Annotated in this window: 12 protein-coding genes; 7 read left to right on the top strand and 5 right to left on the bottom strand. The window is 69.2% G+C overall.

The features are described 5' to 3' along the window. The first annotated feature begins 52 nt into the window (after positions 1-52). Both A3Q37_RS31765 and A3Q37_RS31760 read left to right on the top strand, forming a co-directional pair. Positions 53-3,055, top strand: coding sequence for an AfsR/SARP family transcriptional regulator (locus A3Q37_RS31765; protein ID WP_079138076.1), 3,003 nt, complete (start codon positions 53-55; stop codon positions 3,053-3,055). Positions 3,056-3,348: 293 nt separating this feature from the next. Then, the gene (locus A3Q37_RS31760; RefSeq protein ID WP_065489968.1) at positions 3,349-5,163 is read left to right on the top strand and encodes a BTAD domain-containing putative transcriptional regulator; all 1,815 of its coding nucleotides are present in this window, start codon (positions 3,349-3,351) and stop codon (positions 5,161-5,163) included. 71 nt (positions 5,164-5,234) lie between these two features. On the opposite strand, the gene A3Q37_RS31755 is transcribed toward A3Q37_RS31760, so the two are convergent. Beyond that, a complete protein-coding gene (locus tag A3Q37_RS31755; protein WP_065489966.1) occupies positions 5,235-5,474 on the bottom strand; it encodes a DUF6269 family protein in 240 nt (79 codons plus the stop codon). 474 nt (positions 5,475-5,948) lie between these two features. Here A3Q37_RS31755 and A3Q37_RS31750 point away from each other — a divergent pair, with 474 nt between their 5' ends. From A3Q37_RS31750 to A3Q37_RS31730, 5 genes are all read left to right on the top strand, one after another. Beyond that, on the top strand, positions 5,949-6,200 hold the full coding sequence (locus A3Q37_RS31750; protein WP_065489964.1) for an acyl carrier protein: 252 nt from the start codon (positions 5,949-5,951) through the stop codon (positions 6,198-6,200). Positions 6,201-6,265: 65 nt separating this feature from the next. Next, the gene (gene fabG, locus A3Q37_RS31745) at positions 6,266-7,012 is read left to right on the top strand and encodes a 3-oxoacyl-[acyl-carrier-protein] reductase (RefSeq protein ID WP_065489962.1); all 747 of its coding nucleotides are present in this window, start codon (positions 6,266-6,268) and stop codon (positions 7,010-7,012) included. Positions 7,013-7,046: 34 nt separating this feature from the next. Further along, positions 7,047-7,724: a 2-hydroxychromene-2-carboxylate isomerase gene (locus tag A3Q37_RS31740; protein WP_065489960.1), complete on the top strand. Its 678-nt coding sequence runs from the start codon at positions 7,047-7,049 to the stop codon at positions 7,722-7,724. Next, positions 7,721-7,927, top strand: coding sequence for an MbtH family protein (locus tag A3Q37_RS31735; RefSeq protein ID WP_065489958.1), 207 nt, complete (start codon positions 7,721-7,723; stop codon positions 7,925-7,927). Before A3Q37_RS31740 ends, A3Q37_RS31735 begins: the two co-directional genes overlap by 4 nt. A gap of 90 nt (positions 7,928-8,017) precedes the next feature. Beyond that, positions 8,018-9,970: an AarF/ABC1/UbiB kinase family protein gene (locus A3Q37_RS31730; protein WP_218064579.1), complete on the top strand. Its 1,953-nt coding sequence runs from the start codon at positions 8,018-8,020 to the stop codon at positions 9,968-9,970. Between the two features lie 22 nt (positions 9,971-9,992). On the opposite strand, the gene A3Q37_RS31725 is transcribed toward A3Q37_RS31730, so the two are convergent. Genes A3Q37_RS31725 through A3Q37_RS31710 form a run of 4 tightly spaced genes read right to left on the bottom strand, consistent with a single transcriptional unit; the run spans position 9,993 to position 14,299 of the window. Next, a complete protein-coding gene (locus A3Q37_RS31725; protein WP_065489954.1) occupies positions 9,993-11,207 on the bottom strand; it encodes a cytochrome P450 in 1,215 nt (404 codons plus the stop codon). Positions 11,208-11,250: 43 nt separating this feature from the next. Continuing rightward, complete coding sequence (locus A3Q37_RS38120; RefSeq protein ID WP_255311999.1) at positions 11,251-12,192, bottom strand: 3-hydroxyacyl-ACP dehydratase FabZ family protein; 942 nt, start codon at positions 12,190-12,192, stop codon at positions 11,251-11,253. Then, positions 12,189-13,292 carry a beta-ketoacyl synthase N-terminal-like domain-containing protein gene (locus tag A3Q37_RS31715; RefSeq protein ID WP_065489952.1) on the bottom strand — a complete coding sequence of 368 codons (1,104 nt, stop codon included), beginning with the start codon at positions 13,290-13,292 and terminating at the stop codon, positions 12,189-12,191. Before A3Q37_RS31715 ends, A3Q37_RS38120 begins: the two co-directional genes overlap by 4 nt. Further along, the gene (locus A3Q37_RS31710) at positions 13,289-14,299 is read right to left on the bottom strand and encodes a hypothetical protein (protein ID WP_065489950.1); all 1,011 of its coding nucleotides are present in this window, start codon (positions 14,297-14,299) and stop codon (positions 13,289-13,291) included. The genes A3Q37_RS31715 and A3Q37_RS31710 overlap by 4 nt, the downstream gene beginning before the upstream one ends. Positions 14,300-14,322 lie beyond the last annotated feature (23 nt).

The raw sequence follows: 14,322 nt of genomic DNA, 5'->3' as shown, positions 1-14,322 counted from the left end.
AGCGGTGTGAACAAGTCATACGGAACCGGGCCGCGACGTCAGGGGGCTGCTCGTGCTTCAGGTGGTGTTCCGGATCCTGGGGCCGTTGGACATCAGCGTCGGCGGGCAGGCGGTCGTTCTCACCGGCGCCCGTCGGCGCACCATCATGTCGATGCTGCTCCTCAACCCCGACCGGGTGGTCTCGGTCGATGAACTGGCCGACGCCGTCTGGCATGGGGCTCCGCCCTCGACCGCCCGCAACCAGGTCGCGATCTGTGTCTCGGCGCTGCGCAAGACGCTCAAGGCGGCTGCGGGATCGGACGACATGCTGGTCACCAGCCATCCCGGCTACATGCTGTTCACCGGGGATCACCGCATCGACGCCGTCGAGTTCGAGGAGCGGGTCGCTCTGGGCCGGGCCGCAGCGCGCAGCGGTGGTCTCGAGGAGGCATGCGCCCGCTTCGACGAGGCCCTGGCCATGTGGCGCGGGCCCGCCCTCGACGGGATCTCGGCCGGACGCGCCGAGGCCGCGGCGGCTCGGCTGACCGAGATGCGCCTCGACGCGTACGAGGAGTACATGGGACTGCGGCTGGAGCTGGGGCAGCACCGGGAGGTGATCGGTGAACTGGCCTCCTTCGTACGCGAACACCCGCTGAGAGAACAGGCGATGGCGCACCTGATGGTCGCTCAGTACCGGTCCGGACGGCGGGCCGAGGCGATGGAGACCTACCGTGAGGGCTATCGGCTCCTCGCCGACGAGCTCGGTATCGATCCCGGCCCCCGGCTCCGGGAGCTGCACGAGGAGATCCTCGCCGACTCCCCTCGGCTCGCTCTTCCCGGTGAATCGGCCGCGTCCGCCCCCGCCACGGTCGTGCCCGCGCAACTGCCGTCAGGAGCCGCATCATTCACCGGTCGTCACGACGAACTCGCCACGCTGGACACGCTGCTGGACCATCTCGACGGATCGGCGCTACCCGTCGGATCGGTCACCGGCATCGGAGGGGTGGGCAAGACCGCGCTCGCCGTCCGCTGGGCGCTGCAGGTTGCCGGCCGGTTCCCCGACGGCCAGCTCTTCGCGGACATGCGCGGTTACGACGAGGAGGCGCCACGCTCCCCCGCTGCCGTGCTCGACCGGTTCCTGCGCGCCCTCGGCGTGCCCGGACCCGAGATTCCCGCGGACCTGAACGAGCGGGCCGCGCTCTTCCGCAGTGTCCTCGACGGCCGACGCGTTCTGATCGTCCTCGACAACGCGCGCTCCTTCCGGCAGATACGTCCCCTGCTGCCCGGCTCCGGCCGCTGTTGCGTCCTGGTCACCAGCCGTGACCCCATGGGAGGCGCGCTTGCCGGCGACTACGCCTTCGTACCGCTGCACCTCGGTGCGCTCGGGCAGGACGAATCGATAGCGCTGCTCTCCAAGGTCGCCGCTGACGGCAGGCTGAGTGCTGAGCCCGTGGCGGCGGCCCGGCTCAGCACCCTGTGCGACCGGCTGCCCCTCGCCCTGCGCATCGCGGCCGCCCGGCTCGCGGCCAAGCCCCACTGGTCGGTCCGGACCCTGGTTTCGCGTCTGGAGGACCAGCACCGGAGGCTGGACGAACTGAGTCCGGACGAGCGCGGTGTCCGGGCCGGCCTCCGGCTGAGCTACCGCGACCTGCCCGCGTCCACAGCCCGGATGTTCCGGCTGCTCGGCTCCTTGAACGTGCCCGACTTCGCTCCCTGGGCCGGCGCCGCGCTCCTCGACATCGATCTGATCGACGCGGAGGACCTGATCGAGGAACTCGTCGATGCCCAGATGCTGGTGCCGCTCTCCTCCGCCACCAGTCAAGTGCGCTACCGATTCCAGGGGCTTCCCCGGCTGTTCGCCCGCGAACTGGCGCTCTCCGAGGACAGTGAGAACGAGCGACACGCGGCTCTGCGGCGGGTGTCCGGGGCGTGGCTGGCTCTCGCCTCGGAAGCCCATCGGAAGATCTACGGCGGGGACTACACCATCATCCACGGCCCGGCCCCCCTGCATCCGCTGCCCGCACAGCTGTCGGAGAACCTGCTCGCCGATCCGATGGAGTGGTTCGAGAGCGAGCGCGCCTCGCTGACCGGCCTGGTGGACCAGACAGCGCGGGAGGGCGAGGCGGCGTTCGCCTGGGACCTGGCGTTGACCAGCGTGACCCTCCTGCAGAACCGCAACTACCTGGAGGACTGGCGCTTCTGCGGCGACCGGGCGCTGGCCGCCGCCCGGGCGGCGGGCGACCGGCTCGGTGAGGCCGTGATGCTGCACTCGCTCGGCACACTGGAGATCGTGTGCTGGGAGTACGAGGCGGCCTCCCGCCATCTCGACCTGGCGCTGCGTCTTTTCGAGGAGGCGCGCGAGGAACTGGGTGCACGCGGGAAGAAGGGGCGGGCCCTGGTCCTCCGCAATCTGGCGCTGTGCGAACGCCACCGTGGGGACCTGGACGCGGCGCGGGAGCTGGGGTACTGCTCGCTGGAGCTCTTCCGGCAGGTCGGAGATCACTACGCGGTGGCTCATCTGCTCGGCCTGCTGGCCCAGATCGAATTGGAGCGGGGAGATCCGCAGGCGAGTCTCATGCTGTCCACCGAAGCGGTTGCCAGAAGCCGTGGCCTGGGGACCGTTCGGGGAGAGGCGCAGAGCACGGTCCGTCTCGCCGAGGTACTGATCCACGAAAGGGAGGGCGAACGGGCGGAGGAAGCCTCTCGCAGGGCGCTGGAACTCGTACGTGCCAGTGGCGATCTGCGCGGTGAGGCCCATGCCCTGCGGACCCTGGGTGAGGCGCTGTGGTGCCAGGGAAGGAACGCGGAAGCGGAAGTGGTGCTCGACCTGGCAGTGGCGGTCGCCGGACGGGTGCCGGACCACTACCTGGAGGCCAGAGCCGGGCTGACCCTCGGTCAGGTGCGTACCGTGCTCGGTGACCTGGCAGGGGCCGCGGCCTGCTTCGAGGCGGCGGGCGACCTCTTCGCCGAGATCGGGACGGCGTACTGGCGGGACCGGACTAGCCGGCTGCTGACGTCGCTCGGCGATCAGAACCGGACCCCGCCGGCGGACCTCATCGAGCTGGTCGGGCCCTGAGGGGCCGGGACCCGGCCGGGATCAGGTCCACGGGTCGTCCGCAGCAGCCCCGGCGACGGCCTTGGCCGAGGTGATGACGAAGCGCTGCATGACACTCTCCTTCTGCTCTACGGGCCGCCGTGGTGCAGGGCCCCCGGATGCCCCGAAGATTACGAGGGCGGCTTGTTCCGGCGGTTTCGTCTCGCTTTCGTGCGTGCGAAAGCGCTCCGATAGCCGTGGAAAAGACCAGGTCAGTAGTCTTCTGCGGCAGACGGCTCAGCATCCGGAGCGGGCTGTGCGGCGAGGAGGAGGCCATGGACTTCACCATCCTCGGTGCGGTTTCGGCCGCATCCGACGGGCATCCGATCGCACTCGCCGGCGGGAAGCAGCGCACCGTGCTCGCCGCCCTGCTCCTGGCCCGCGGCGGTGTCCTGACGGATGAGCGGCTCACCACCCTGGTGTGGGGCTGGGAGCCGCCGCCGACCAGTACCAGCCAGCTTTACACCTACGTTTCGCGACTGCGCACCCGGATGGGATCCGGGATCGCCCTGGAGCGCAGCGGTTCCGGGTACCGGATGGACATCGGCGAGGCCACACTCGACTGGGACTCCTTTCGGGCCCTGGCAGAGGCGGGCGACGCCGACCTCCGGGCCGGACGGCATGCCGACGCCGAACGCCGGCTGGCGGGGGCCCTCGCCCTCTGGAAGGGGCCGGCGCTCACGGGCGTCACCGAGCAACTCGCCCTGGCCGAGGCTCCCCGGATGGAGGAGGCCCGGCTGTCCGCGGTCGAACACCATGCGGAGGCGGCGCTGGCCCTCGGCCGGCACGCGGAGCTCGTCCCGGGTCTGACCCGCCAGGTCGCTCTCCACCCGTTGCGGGAGCGGCTGCGCGGTCATCTGATGACCGCCCTGTACCGCTGCGGCCGGCAGCCCGACGCGCTCGAACTGTACGAGGAAGGGCGTCGTACCTTCGCCGAGGAGCTGGGCATCGATCCGGGCACGGCGTTGCGCACGCTCCACGAGGAAATGCTCGGAGGCACGCTGGTCCTGCCCGCCCCACCGGAGCTGGTGCACAGCGCTCCGGCCGGTCGGGTGTCTGCGGTGCGGGCCGTGGGCGAGGGCCGCGACGCCCCTGTGCCGGCGCTTCTCCCTGCCCCCGCACGGGATTTCACGGGCAGGGACACCGAGGTGGATCAGGTCATCGCCGCTCTGCACGCGCACCAGTACGCCGTGGTCACCGGCGCGCCGGGAACGGGCAAGTCGGCACTGGCCCTCCACACGGCGGGACGCGTTCGCGACGCCTTCCCCGACGGCCAGCTCTACGCGGACCTGCGGACCGACGGGGGCGCGAGAGAACCGCGGGAAGTCCTCGGCTGGTTCCTGCGCGCCCTGGGTTCCGACCCCGACCGGTTGCCCGCGACCGTCGACGAACGCGCTCAGCTCTACCGGACGTTGCTGGCCGGGCGGCGGATGCTGATCGTCCTCGACAATGCGACCGACGACGCCCAGGTACGCCCCCTGCTGCCGGGGTGCGGGGAGAGCTGCACCGTCGTCACGGGTGGACGCCCTCAGTTGGCCTCGCTGGAGGGAATCAGGCTGATCCGACTCGGCCCGCTGAGTCCGGGTGACGCCGTACGGCTGCTCGCGGCGGTCATGGGGCCCGCCCGGATCGGGGAGGACCCCGAGGCGATCGTCCGCATCGCCGAGTTCTGCGACCGCCTGCCGCTCGCCCTGCGGATTGCCGCCGCCCGGCTCGTCGTCCGTCCCCAGTGGTCCACCACCCGGTTCGCCTCCCGGCTGGAGCAGGAGGAACGACGACTGGCGGAACTGAGGCTGGGCGGCCTCGATGTCGGCGCGGGGTTGCGGCGTGCCCTGGACGAGCTGCCGCCCCGCCTCGCCGAAGCCCTGGTCACCCTGGCGGCCGACGGCCCCCGACAGCTCACCGCTCCCGTCGCGGCCACTGTTCTCGGCACCGGGACCGATGACGCCGAGGAGCTCCTGGAGCAGTTGTCCGACTCCTGTCTGCTGGACGGCCTGAGCGCTGGCCGCTCCTGGCCGCGCTACCGCTTCCCGCCCCTCGTCCGGCTCTTCGGCCGCGAGCTGAGCCGACCGGCCCTGCTGGCCGCCTGACGTCGTGGACCCCGGCCCTTCGGGGCCCACAGGGGTGGGGAGTGCGGGCCCCGAAGGGCCGGAGCCCACGATCAGCCGCAGCCTCCCGCGTGGCCCTGGTCCAGGGCGTACAACGGGGCCGGACTGTCGTAGTCCTGCCCGCGCGCGATGATTTCGCTCAGCGCGTCGATGTAGTCGGCGAGCAGCACAGCCCAAGGGGTGATGCTCGCCGGGAGCATGTCCTCCTGTTCCTTCGAAAGTTTCTCTTCGATCTCCTCCAGGAATTCCAGCGGGTGAACAGCCTGGGCTGGAGAATTCTGATCTTCGCGCATAATTCCTCCTCTGGTCCGGGGCGGGGCAATCCCGCACCGCCAGAGTTGGCGTCTCTCCTTGAGGAATTCCTGCGTCGTTCTCCACGCCTCCGTACAGGTTCTGTACAGACCGCCGCCGGGTCGCGGTCCGCTCCCGCCGTGGCCTCGGGGCGGTTGCATGAAACTGCCAAGCCGCCGCCGGGCCCGGCCTGTCCCCGGGAAGGCGACCCGCCGCGCCTCTCGGCCGTTCGCGACGGCTCACCGACGGGAACCGTCCGGTGGGCAGGTTCCTGCACCTTCCGTTGTCCCACTGCTCCGGATCGGTTGATATGGAGTGGAATTCAGGTACGAATGGACCGGGCCGCGAAGACGCTTGAGTATGGCAGCTTTATGCAACGAGCCTTGTCGATGAAGAGCGACATCTCATAGAAATATCGCGACCGAGTCGGCCGTTGTGGCTGAAATTATCGGTATGACGAAGGAGCTGAATCAGCCGTGAGCGGTACGTACGAAGAGCGCTTGGCGAAGATCCAGGAAATCATTGTCGACATTCTCGAACTCGAGGACGAGGAAGTCACCGAGACGAGTCTCTTCAGGGAGGAGCACGGGGCCGATTCGCTTCGCGCGATCGAGATCCTCGCCGCTCTGGAGAAAGAGTTCGGCATCGTCATAGACCAGGCTGAGCTCGCCAGAATGGTCCACCTCAAGGGCGTCTACGAAGTGGTGTCCGAAGCAGCCGGCTGGTAGTGGGTCATCGGCGCTGCGATGAGGCGGGACAGGCCGCTGCGTCCGGTGCACAGCGAGGGAGAGCAATGACAAGCACGGACAACCGGGTTGCCCTGGTCACGGGAGGCTCACGTGGCATCGGCAGGGCGACGGCGCTGCGGCTGGCACGGGACGGCTTCGACGTCGCCTTCTGCTACCAGGCCAACGACGAGGCCGCTCGTGAACTGGAGAAGGAACTCGCCGAGATCGGTGTTCGCGTGTTGGCCCGCAAGGCGGATGTGCGCGACAAGGAATCGGTACGGGCACTGGTCGCCGAGACCGAGGAACTGCTGGGGCCTATCGAGGTGGCCGTGACGGCGGCCGGTATCACCAGGGACAACCCGCTGGTGCTGATGACCGACGACGACTGGAACCAGGTGCTGGACGTCAATCTCGACGGCGTCTACAACCTCAATCGTGCTGTGGTGTTCCCGATGATGAAGCGGAAGGCGGGGGCGATCATCAATCTCTCCTCCGTCGCCGGAGTTCACGGAAACGCCGGCCAGGCGAACTACTCGGCTTCCAAAGCGGGGATCATCGGGTTCTCCCGCGCCCTCGCCAAGGAAGTCGGGCGTTACGGCATCCGCGTCAATGTGGTGGCGCCAGGATTCATCGACACGGACATGACCTCCGTGCTCAGCGGGCCCGTCAAGGACAAGGCGCTGGGGCAGATTCCGCTGGGGCGGCTGGGGCGTGCGGACGAGGTCGCCGACCTCGTCGGGTATCTCGCCTCCGACCGCGCCGGCTACGTAACAGGATCCGTGCTCCAGATCGACGGCGGCATCACCGTATAGCCGTGCCCGCACGGTGCATCTTCAGGAGGTTGTGATGGCTGTCAAGCCAACGCGCTGGTACTTTTCGTTCCGCAGCCCGTACTCGTGGCTCGCCTTTCACGATCTGACCGAGCGGTACCCGGATGTCGCGGACGCCATCGAGTGGCGTCCGTACTGGGAGCCGGACGAGATCAGCAGCAGGCTCCTCGACGACGAGGGTATTCAACTACCCTACGTTCCTATGTCGAAGGAGAAGCACCTCTACATTCTCCAGGACATCAAGCGCCTGTCCACCGAACGCGGGCTGCCCATCGCCTGGCCCGTCGACAGGGACCCCAACTGGGGGGTTCCTCACCTCGGCTACCTGGTGGCGGAGGAGGGGGGCCGCGGCCGCGACTACATCAGAGCGGTCAGTGAGGCCCGCTGGGTGAAGGGGTACGACATCACGGACCGCAAGGTCATCGCCGGCCTCGCCGAAGGGCTGGGTCTGGATCCGCTCCGGGTGGCGAACGCGGTCGACGACGAGTCGATCCGTATGCGCGGCCTCGGATTCCTCCGTGAAATGGACCGGGACGGAGTCTTCGGAGTTCCGTTCTTCATCCACCGGCGCGACAAGTTCTGGGGAATCGACCGGCTCCCCGGCTTCGTCGCGGCGGTCCGGGCCGCGAGGGCCGCCGCCTCCGCTGCCGATGCAATTTCCGCAACGACCCGCAGGGAAGGTATCGAAGAATGAGCAACCCGTTCGAGGACGACAACGCGAGCTACTACGTCCTGGTCAACGACGAACTACAGCACTCCCTCTGGCCGGCCTTCGCCGAGGTCCCGGCCGGGTGGACCACGGTGTTCGGTCAGGACACCCGCCAGGCGTGCCTCGACTACGTGGAGGCGAACTGGACCGACATGCGGCCCAAGAGCCTTGTCGAGGCCATGGGCTGACCATCCCGGCCACTGCGAAGCCCGGAGCCGTTGTCGGCTCCGGGCTCTCTTTCCGTTTCCTGACAGCTCCCAACGCAGTGAGGGATGTACATGATCGTGGGAATCGCTGTCCTCGTGGCGGCCAGTTTCGCGCTCTTCCTCGTGGTCTTTCCCGTGGTGGCGCGCCGACTGCTCGGCATCCAGGTGGGCATCACCCGGATCGCTCTGACGGGCGGCATAGCCATTGGGGGGATGTTCCTCGCCAGCACCCTCATCAGCACCCCTGAGCGGCCGGTGGTGTTGATCGGCGTGCGGCTGGGCATCGCGCTTATTCTGGCCATGACATTCCTGGTCGTGTCCGAGATGGTCGTACCGAGCACATCCAGCGGCGGCTGGATTCGTGCGTTCCGCTCCGGGGTGGCCAGAGTCCGCAGATACTCAGAGATCAGCGGCATCGCGCTGCGGCACGGACTGAGCCCGTATCTGCGCGGCCGTCGTGGCCGGCCGGGGAAGGGAGCCGCGCCGGGCAGTGCCCGGCTCGCCAAGCCGTTGCGGCTGGCCCTGGAAGAGGGCGGTCCGACCTTCGTCAAGCTCGGACAGGTGCTGTCCACCCGGCACGACCTGCTGTCCCCGGGTTTCATCGTGGAGCTGAGCCGGCTTCAGTACCAGGTCCCTCCCGAGCACCCCGAACGCATCGCGGAGCAGCTGCACAAGGAGTTCGGCAGACCACCGGAGGACGTCTTCGCGCACTTCGATCACGCGCCTCTCGCCGCGGCCTCGATCGCCCAGGTCCATCTGGCCCGGCTGCACTCCGGCGAGAGCGTTGTGGTCAAAGTGCAGCGACCGGGCGTGGGACCGGGCGTCGAGCGGGATCTCGACATCATCTGCCGCATGGCCGGAATGCTGGACCGGCGTGCCCGCTGGGCCCGGGACCTCGGCATCATCGAACTGGCCGAAGGGTTCGCCGCATCCGTGCGGGAAGAGCTCGACTTCCGGGTGGAAGCCCGCAACGTGGCCACCGTGCGGGCCGCCTGGGCGAGGCGTGAGACCGACGCCGTGGTGATCATCCCGGACATCGTCGAAGAGCTGAGCGGCGAACACATACTGGTTCTGGAACAGCTGCCCGGCCTGCCCATCAGTGCGGGTGAAGCGGCACTCGTCCGAACCGACGAGGAACGGGCGCATCTGGCACGCTCGTTGCTCGGCAGCCTGCTCATGCAGGTCCTGATCGACGGCACGTTCCACGCCGACCCGCACCCCGGCAACATCCTCTTGCTCGACGACGGCCGGATAGGCCTGATCGACTTCGGCTCGGTGGGCCGTCTCGACGGCCAGGTGCAGTCCGCCCTGCGCCGCTTCCTCATGGCGGTGCACCACACGGACTCGGCTGCCCTGCGTGATGCGCTGCTGGATCTGATCAACCGGCCGGAGGAGGTCGACGAGCAAGGTCTGGAACGCGAGCTGGGCCGGTTCATGGCCCGTCACTTCAGCACCGGATCCGCCCCGGACGTACGCGTGTTCATCGATCTCTTCCGGCTGGTCTCCGTGCACGGTCTCGGTATCCCGCCCGAGGTGGCCGCCGTGTTCCGCGCGCTGGCGACGCTGGAGGGGACCCTGACCCGGCTGTCGCCCGGCTTCGACATGGTGGCGGAGTCCCGGTCGTGGGCGGCGGGCGACCGGAGCGGCGCGGGGATGGGCGGGTTCGCGTCCGTCGGCGCGCCCCTGGAGAGCGAGCTGTTCTCCGCGCTGTCCGCGCTGCGACGGCTGCCACGCCGGATCGACCGGGTTTCCAGCGCCCTGGAGGAGGGTCGGCTCTCGGTCAACGTCCGGGTGCTCGCCGACAGCCGTGACCGCCGTTACATCCGCACGCTGGTCCATGAAGTCCTGCTCACTCTCCTGGCGAGCACCGCCGGACTGATGGCGGTGATCCTGATGCAGTCCGACGGCGGCCCGATGGTCACCGAGTCGATCCGGCTCTTCGAGGCCGTCGGCTATCACCTGCTGGTCCTCAGCGGTGTGCTGAGCCTGCGGATGCTCTTCACCTTCTTCAGAGCTCAGCGCTGATCGGCGCTGTCCGGAAGGGAGTTCACCACGTGACGGGCAGGGACTCCAGCGGGCGGACGACCATGCTCTGCGTGTAGCGGAGGGCGGAGGGGGCCACCGTAAGCCGGGCGTCGGGGAACCGTTCGAAGAAGAGGCGTACCGACACCTCCGTCATCAGCTTCGCCAGGTGTGCCCCCGAGCAGTAGTGGATGCCGTGGCCGAAGCTGAGGTGGGCGGGCTTGGGCCGCTTGAGATCCAGCGCGTCCGGCCGCTCCGAGAACGGGCACCGGTCGCGGTTGGTCGAGATCACCGAAATGATCACGACCTCGTCCGCGGGAATACGCACCCCGCCGAGTTCCACCGGCTCCAGGGTGACCCGCTGCAGCGTGTTGGTTATGGGGCTGACGTAGCGGATCAGCTCGTCCATCTCCGCCACCCAGCGGCCGGGCGAGGCCATCAGTTCGGCCCGCTCCTCGGGGTGGACGAGGAGCGCGCGGAGCACTCCGCCCAGAAGGCTGGCGGTGGTGTCGTTGCCGCCGGTCATCAGCGCGAAGCTGGTGGAGAGGATCTCCGTACCGGTCAGCCGGCGGTCCGGTTCGGCGTGGATCAGGGCCGAGATCAGGTCGTCACCGGGGGTGCGCTCTTTCTCGGCGATGAGCGCCGACATGTAGGAGGAGAGTTCCTTGACGGTGCGGTCCGCCGCGGGATCGGTCGCCTCGACCGCGCGGAGCTGGGTCGACCAGCGCAGGAAGTCGGGCCAGTCCGTGGCCGGCACGCCCATCAGAGTGGCGATGACGATCACCGGAAGCGGATCGGCGTACGCGGCTATCAGATCGCCGCTCCCTCCCTTCTCGGCCAGCCCGTCGAGGAGTTCGTTCGCGACGGCCTCGATCTGCGGACGCAGGGCGTCCGCCCGCCGGGGGGTGAACGCCGAACTGATCGCCTTGCGCAGCGGGGTGTGCCGAGGAGGTTCGAGGTTCGCCAGGTGGTTGGCGTGCTCGGGCGGCGGCGTCACGGTGGTGCCGGTCAGTCGCGAGACCAGATCGAAGTGCACGTTGATGTCCCGGCTGAGCCGCGGGTCGGAGAGAGCCGCCTTGGCGTCCTCGTGCCGCGTGACCACCCAGGCACGGCCGCCCCCGGGCATCGAGAGCTCGCAGACCGGCTGTTCCTCCCGGACCCGCTCCAGAATCGGGTAAGGATTCTGGGTGAAGTCATCGGTGAGCATCCAGTACTTGGAGAGTTTCCGCTGTTCCGTCATGTCTTCCTCCCCGGCATCCGGGCGTCGGCCGCCGACGCGGCACTCAAGAGGGGCGCAGATGGTCACCGGGCCGGAAGGCCATCACCATCTGTCCCACGGACATCACCGGGCCCGCGGAGGTCCGGCTTTCGCCTTCGAAGATCACCGAGTCGCCGAGCGAACGTGTGAGCGTGATGCGGTGCTCGACCAGGTCGCCGGGCAGCACCGGGCGGTGGAAGACCGCGTTCGCCACGGAGCCGAAGAGCATCACCTGCTCGCGGGCTTCCGGGGCCGCCGCCGATGCGAGCAGCCCCGCCGACTGCCCCCAGGACTCGACCAGCAGGGAGGCCGGGTAGGCGAGATCCTGGCCCGGGACGGACACGGCGTACCAGGGTTCGTTGTGCGTGACCGCCTTCACCGCGGTGATCCGCTCACCGGGGCGCAGCGCCGTGATCCGGTCGACCAGGAGCATCGGATACCGGTGCGGCAGGAGGCTCATCACCTCGGGCAGCCCGGCGTCCCCCCGCTCGGCTACGAGGGCGGGCGTATCGCTCGCGGCCGGGGCGTCGGGCGACGTGCCGACTGCCCGGTACAACAGACGCATCGACGCGGCGTCGCCCCGGGCGGTGACCGCGGTAGCGGACACCTGCCAGCCGCCGTCCTTGCGCTGCCACTTGAGGCGGAAGTCCAGGGTGTCGCCGGGGAACGCGGCACCGGTGAAGCGGGCGGAACGCACCGCCGACAGCTCGACCGGTTCCGGCGCCGTGGCCAGGGCGCTCCGATGCGCGCACTCCACCACGCACACCCCGGGAAAGATGGGGAAGTCCGGGTAGTGGCCGGCGAACACCGGCTCGTCCGGCGAGACGGCGAACCGCGTCGCGGAGCTTCCGTCGTCGCCGCGCGGGGAGACGACGAGCGGACCGGCCGCGACCGGGCCGATCCCGTGAGCCGACTCCCGCGTGCTCTCCCGGCCCGGCAGCGTCGAAGGCAGCGGCAGCCCGGTCATGACGCCGCCAGGCGCAGCACGGCGCAGGACAGCGAACCGTCCCGGTCGACCGAGGTCGCCACGGCGGTCCGCCCGGCCGCCTGGGCGTCGCCGGCGGCGGTGGCCAGCACCATCGCGATCTGGAAGGCACCCGAGGCCGCGGAGACATCGCCCAGAGCACCCAGGGCGGGTACCCGGGTCAGGGCGCGCTCGCCCACGATCGACGTCAGTACCTCGCGTTCGACCACCCCGGCCTCGCCGGGAGACTCGCTGCAACTGGCCGCCCACACGTCCTCCGCCGGGACGCCGGCGGCGTCGAGGGCCGAACGTACGCAAGCGTCGAGCGTCGCTCGCAGGCGTGCTCCCACCGCCACCCGGGATTCGACAGCCAGGATCTCCGCGAGCGCGGGCCGCTGCGGGCTGCACGCGTGGGCCGGCTGGATCAGCAGCATGGCACAGCCCTCACCGAGATCGGGCCCTTCCGAGCCGTGCTCCCTGCTGTGGTGCTCCAGCCAGTAGCGCGCGGAGGAGAATTCCTCGGCCGCGCCGCACAGCACCGACTCCGCGCGCCCGGAAGCCAGCAGCCGCGTCGCGTAGTTGACTGCAGCGAGACTTGCGGTGCGGCCCCCGGCGAGTGTGGTGTTGGGGCCTCGGATGCCGTACCAGATCGCGCACTGGCCCGCCGCGCAGTTCATCACCGCGTTGGGCATCTGCGCCGGGTCGACGTCGAAGGGCCGACTGCCCACCAGGGAGCTTCGGGTGAAGTCCATCATGCTGGCGACGCTGCCGGTGGTGGTGCCCAGCACCAGAGCGGCCCGGTCGCCCGTCTCGCGGTCCCGGTCGGCGTCGGGCTGCTCCAGCAGACCTCCGACGGTGGCCACCGCGAGTCCGGTCACCCGGTCCATGGAACGGGTGCCCTTCTTCCCGAGCGCCTCGCGTACTTCGAAGCCCGGAACCAGGTGGGCGTCGCCCGCGGGAACCCGCCAGCGCTCGGTGTCCACCGGCGTGGAGGTCGGCCGGCCGGCGAGGAGCCCGGCGGTGAGCGCCTCGGCGCCCACGCCGTACGGAGACACCGCCGACCATGCGGAGATCACCGGACGGGACACGGTGGCGGTGCTCATGCGTCCACCGCCTTCGGGCTGCTCAGTGCGGCGACGGTCGCCTCGTCGAGGGTGGCCATCGACCATTCGTTGGGGGCGTGCTCGGTGAGATAGCCGTGGGTGATGGAGCCCGTCACGGTGCGGACCAGCTGCCCGTCCCGGATGACGTATCCGTCCATACGAGCTGTGTAGAGAAGGTTCTTGAACACGTTCTCGATGGTGTAGACCGTGTACAGCTCCTCCTCCATCAGAGTCTCGTCGAGCAGCCGGAGGTCGGACTGGGTGACGACGGGAATCCAGTTCCGGGTGTCGAGCACCTCCTTGATGGCCAGTCCCCGCGAGGCGAGGAAGAGGTCCTCGGCCTCTTCCATCACCCGCAGGAAGCCCGACATCTGCACGCGGTCGTTGAAGTGGCAGTAGAAGTAGGGCATGCGCCAGCGCCAGCCGAACGCGTTGTCCTCGCCGATCAGCTCGTCCAGGACCGGGTCCGTGCCGATGACGCCGCGGCCCTCGGAGAGAGTCCCGTACGGGCGCGGGGTCGCGGCGATCTCGATCCGGTCCCCGGTGCCCAGGCGGCGTACCGTGAACGCCTCGAGACCGGCAGGATAGGGCTCGTCGGCGCTGATGTGATCATCGATTCGCAGCAGCACCCGCACAGTGGACGTGGCGCACTTGATCCGCTCCCCGTCACGCATGACGAACTGCGCCACCTTGAAGGTGAACTCGCCGGCCCCCTGCTTCGTCGCCGGGGTGACCTCTGCCTCCACCTCGTCGTCGACATCGAGCAGTGCGCCGAGCCGGGAACGCAGCTCCACGACCTCGAAACCCAGACCGAAGCGCTTGTACATCGAGCCGACGGACAGCCCCGCCTCGCGGAAGTGATGCAGAACCGCGGCTTCCGAGACGTAGTTGATGTGCTTGAAGCCGATAGCGAAACTGATGTTGTTGCCTTCGAACACCGGGCGCAGCCGTGCCACGCTCGGAGTGTTCAGCAGTGCCGCAACAGCGGGATCGAGCACGGGGCTCATCGCTGTCTCCATTCATGTCGGTG

It is taken from the genome of Streptomyces sp. PTY087I2, assembly GCF_001687325.1.
GTDB lineage: Bacteria > Actinomycetota > Actinomycetes > Streptomycetales > Streptomycetaceae > Streptomyces.
Note: the sequence above shows the minus strand (reverse complement) of the source record. Positions and strands in the feature narration are given on the sequence as shown.

Bases quoted from the DNA above. Each gene is read 5' to 3' on its own strand.
- A3Q37_RS31760 (WP_065489968.1), top strand. From the start codon at position 3,349: ATGGACTTCACCATCCTCGGTGCGGTTTCGGCCGCATCCGACGGGCAT.
- A3Q37_RS31755 (WP_065489966.1), bottom strand. From the start codon at position 5,474: ATGCGCGAAGATCAGAATTCTCCAGCCCAGGCTGTTCACCCGCTGGAA.
- fabG (WP_065489962.1), top strand. From the start codon at position 6,266: ATGACAAGCACGGACAACCGGGTTGCCCTGGTCACGGGAGGCTCACGT.
- A3Q37_RS31740 (WP_065489960.1), top strand. From the start codon at position 7,047: ATGGCTGTCAAGCCAACGCGCTGGTACTTTTCGTTCCGCAGCCCGTAC.
- A3Q37_RS31735 (WP_065489958.1), top strand. From the start codon at position 7,721: ATGAGCAACCCGTTCGAGGACGACAACGCGAGCTACTACGTCCTGGTC.
- A3Q37_RS31730 (WP_218064579.1), top strand. From the start codon at position 8,018: ATGATCGTGGGAATCGCTGTCCTCGTGGCGGCCAGTTTCGCGCTCTTC.
- A3Q37_RS31725 (WP_065489954.1), bottom strand. From the start codon at position 11,207: ATGACGGAACAGCGGAAACTCTCCAAGTACTGGATGCTCACCGATGAC.
- A3Q37_RS38120 (WP_255311999.1), bottom strand. From the start codon at position 12,192: ATGACCGGGCTGCCGCTGCCTTCGACGCTGCCGGGCCGGGAGAGCACG.
- A3Q37_RS31715 (WP_065489952.1), bottom strand. From the start codon at position 13,292: ATGAGCACCGCCACCGTGTCCCGTCCGGTGATCTCCGCATGGTCGGCG.
- A3Q37_RS31710 (WP_065489950.1), bottom strand. From the start codon at position 14,299: ATGAGCCCCGTGCTCGATCCCGCTGTTGCGGCACTGCTGAACACTCCG.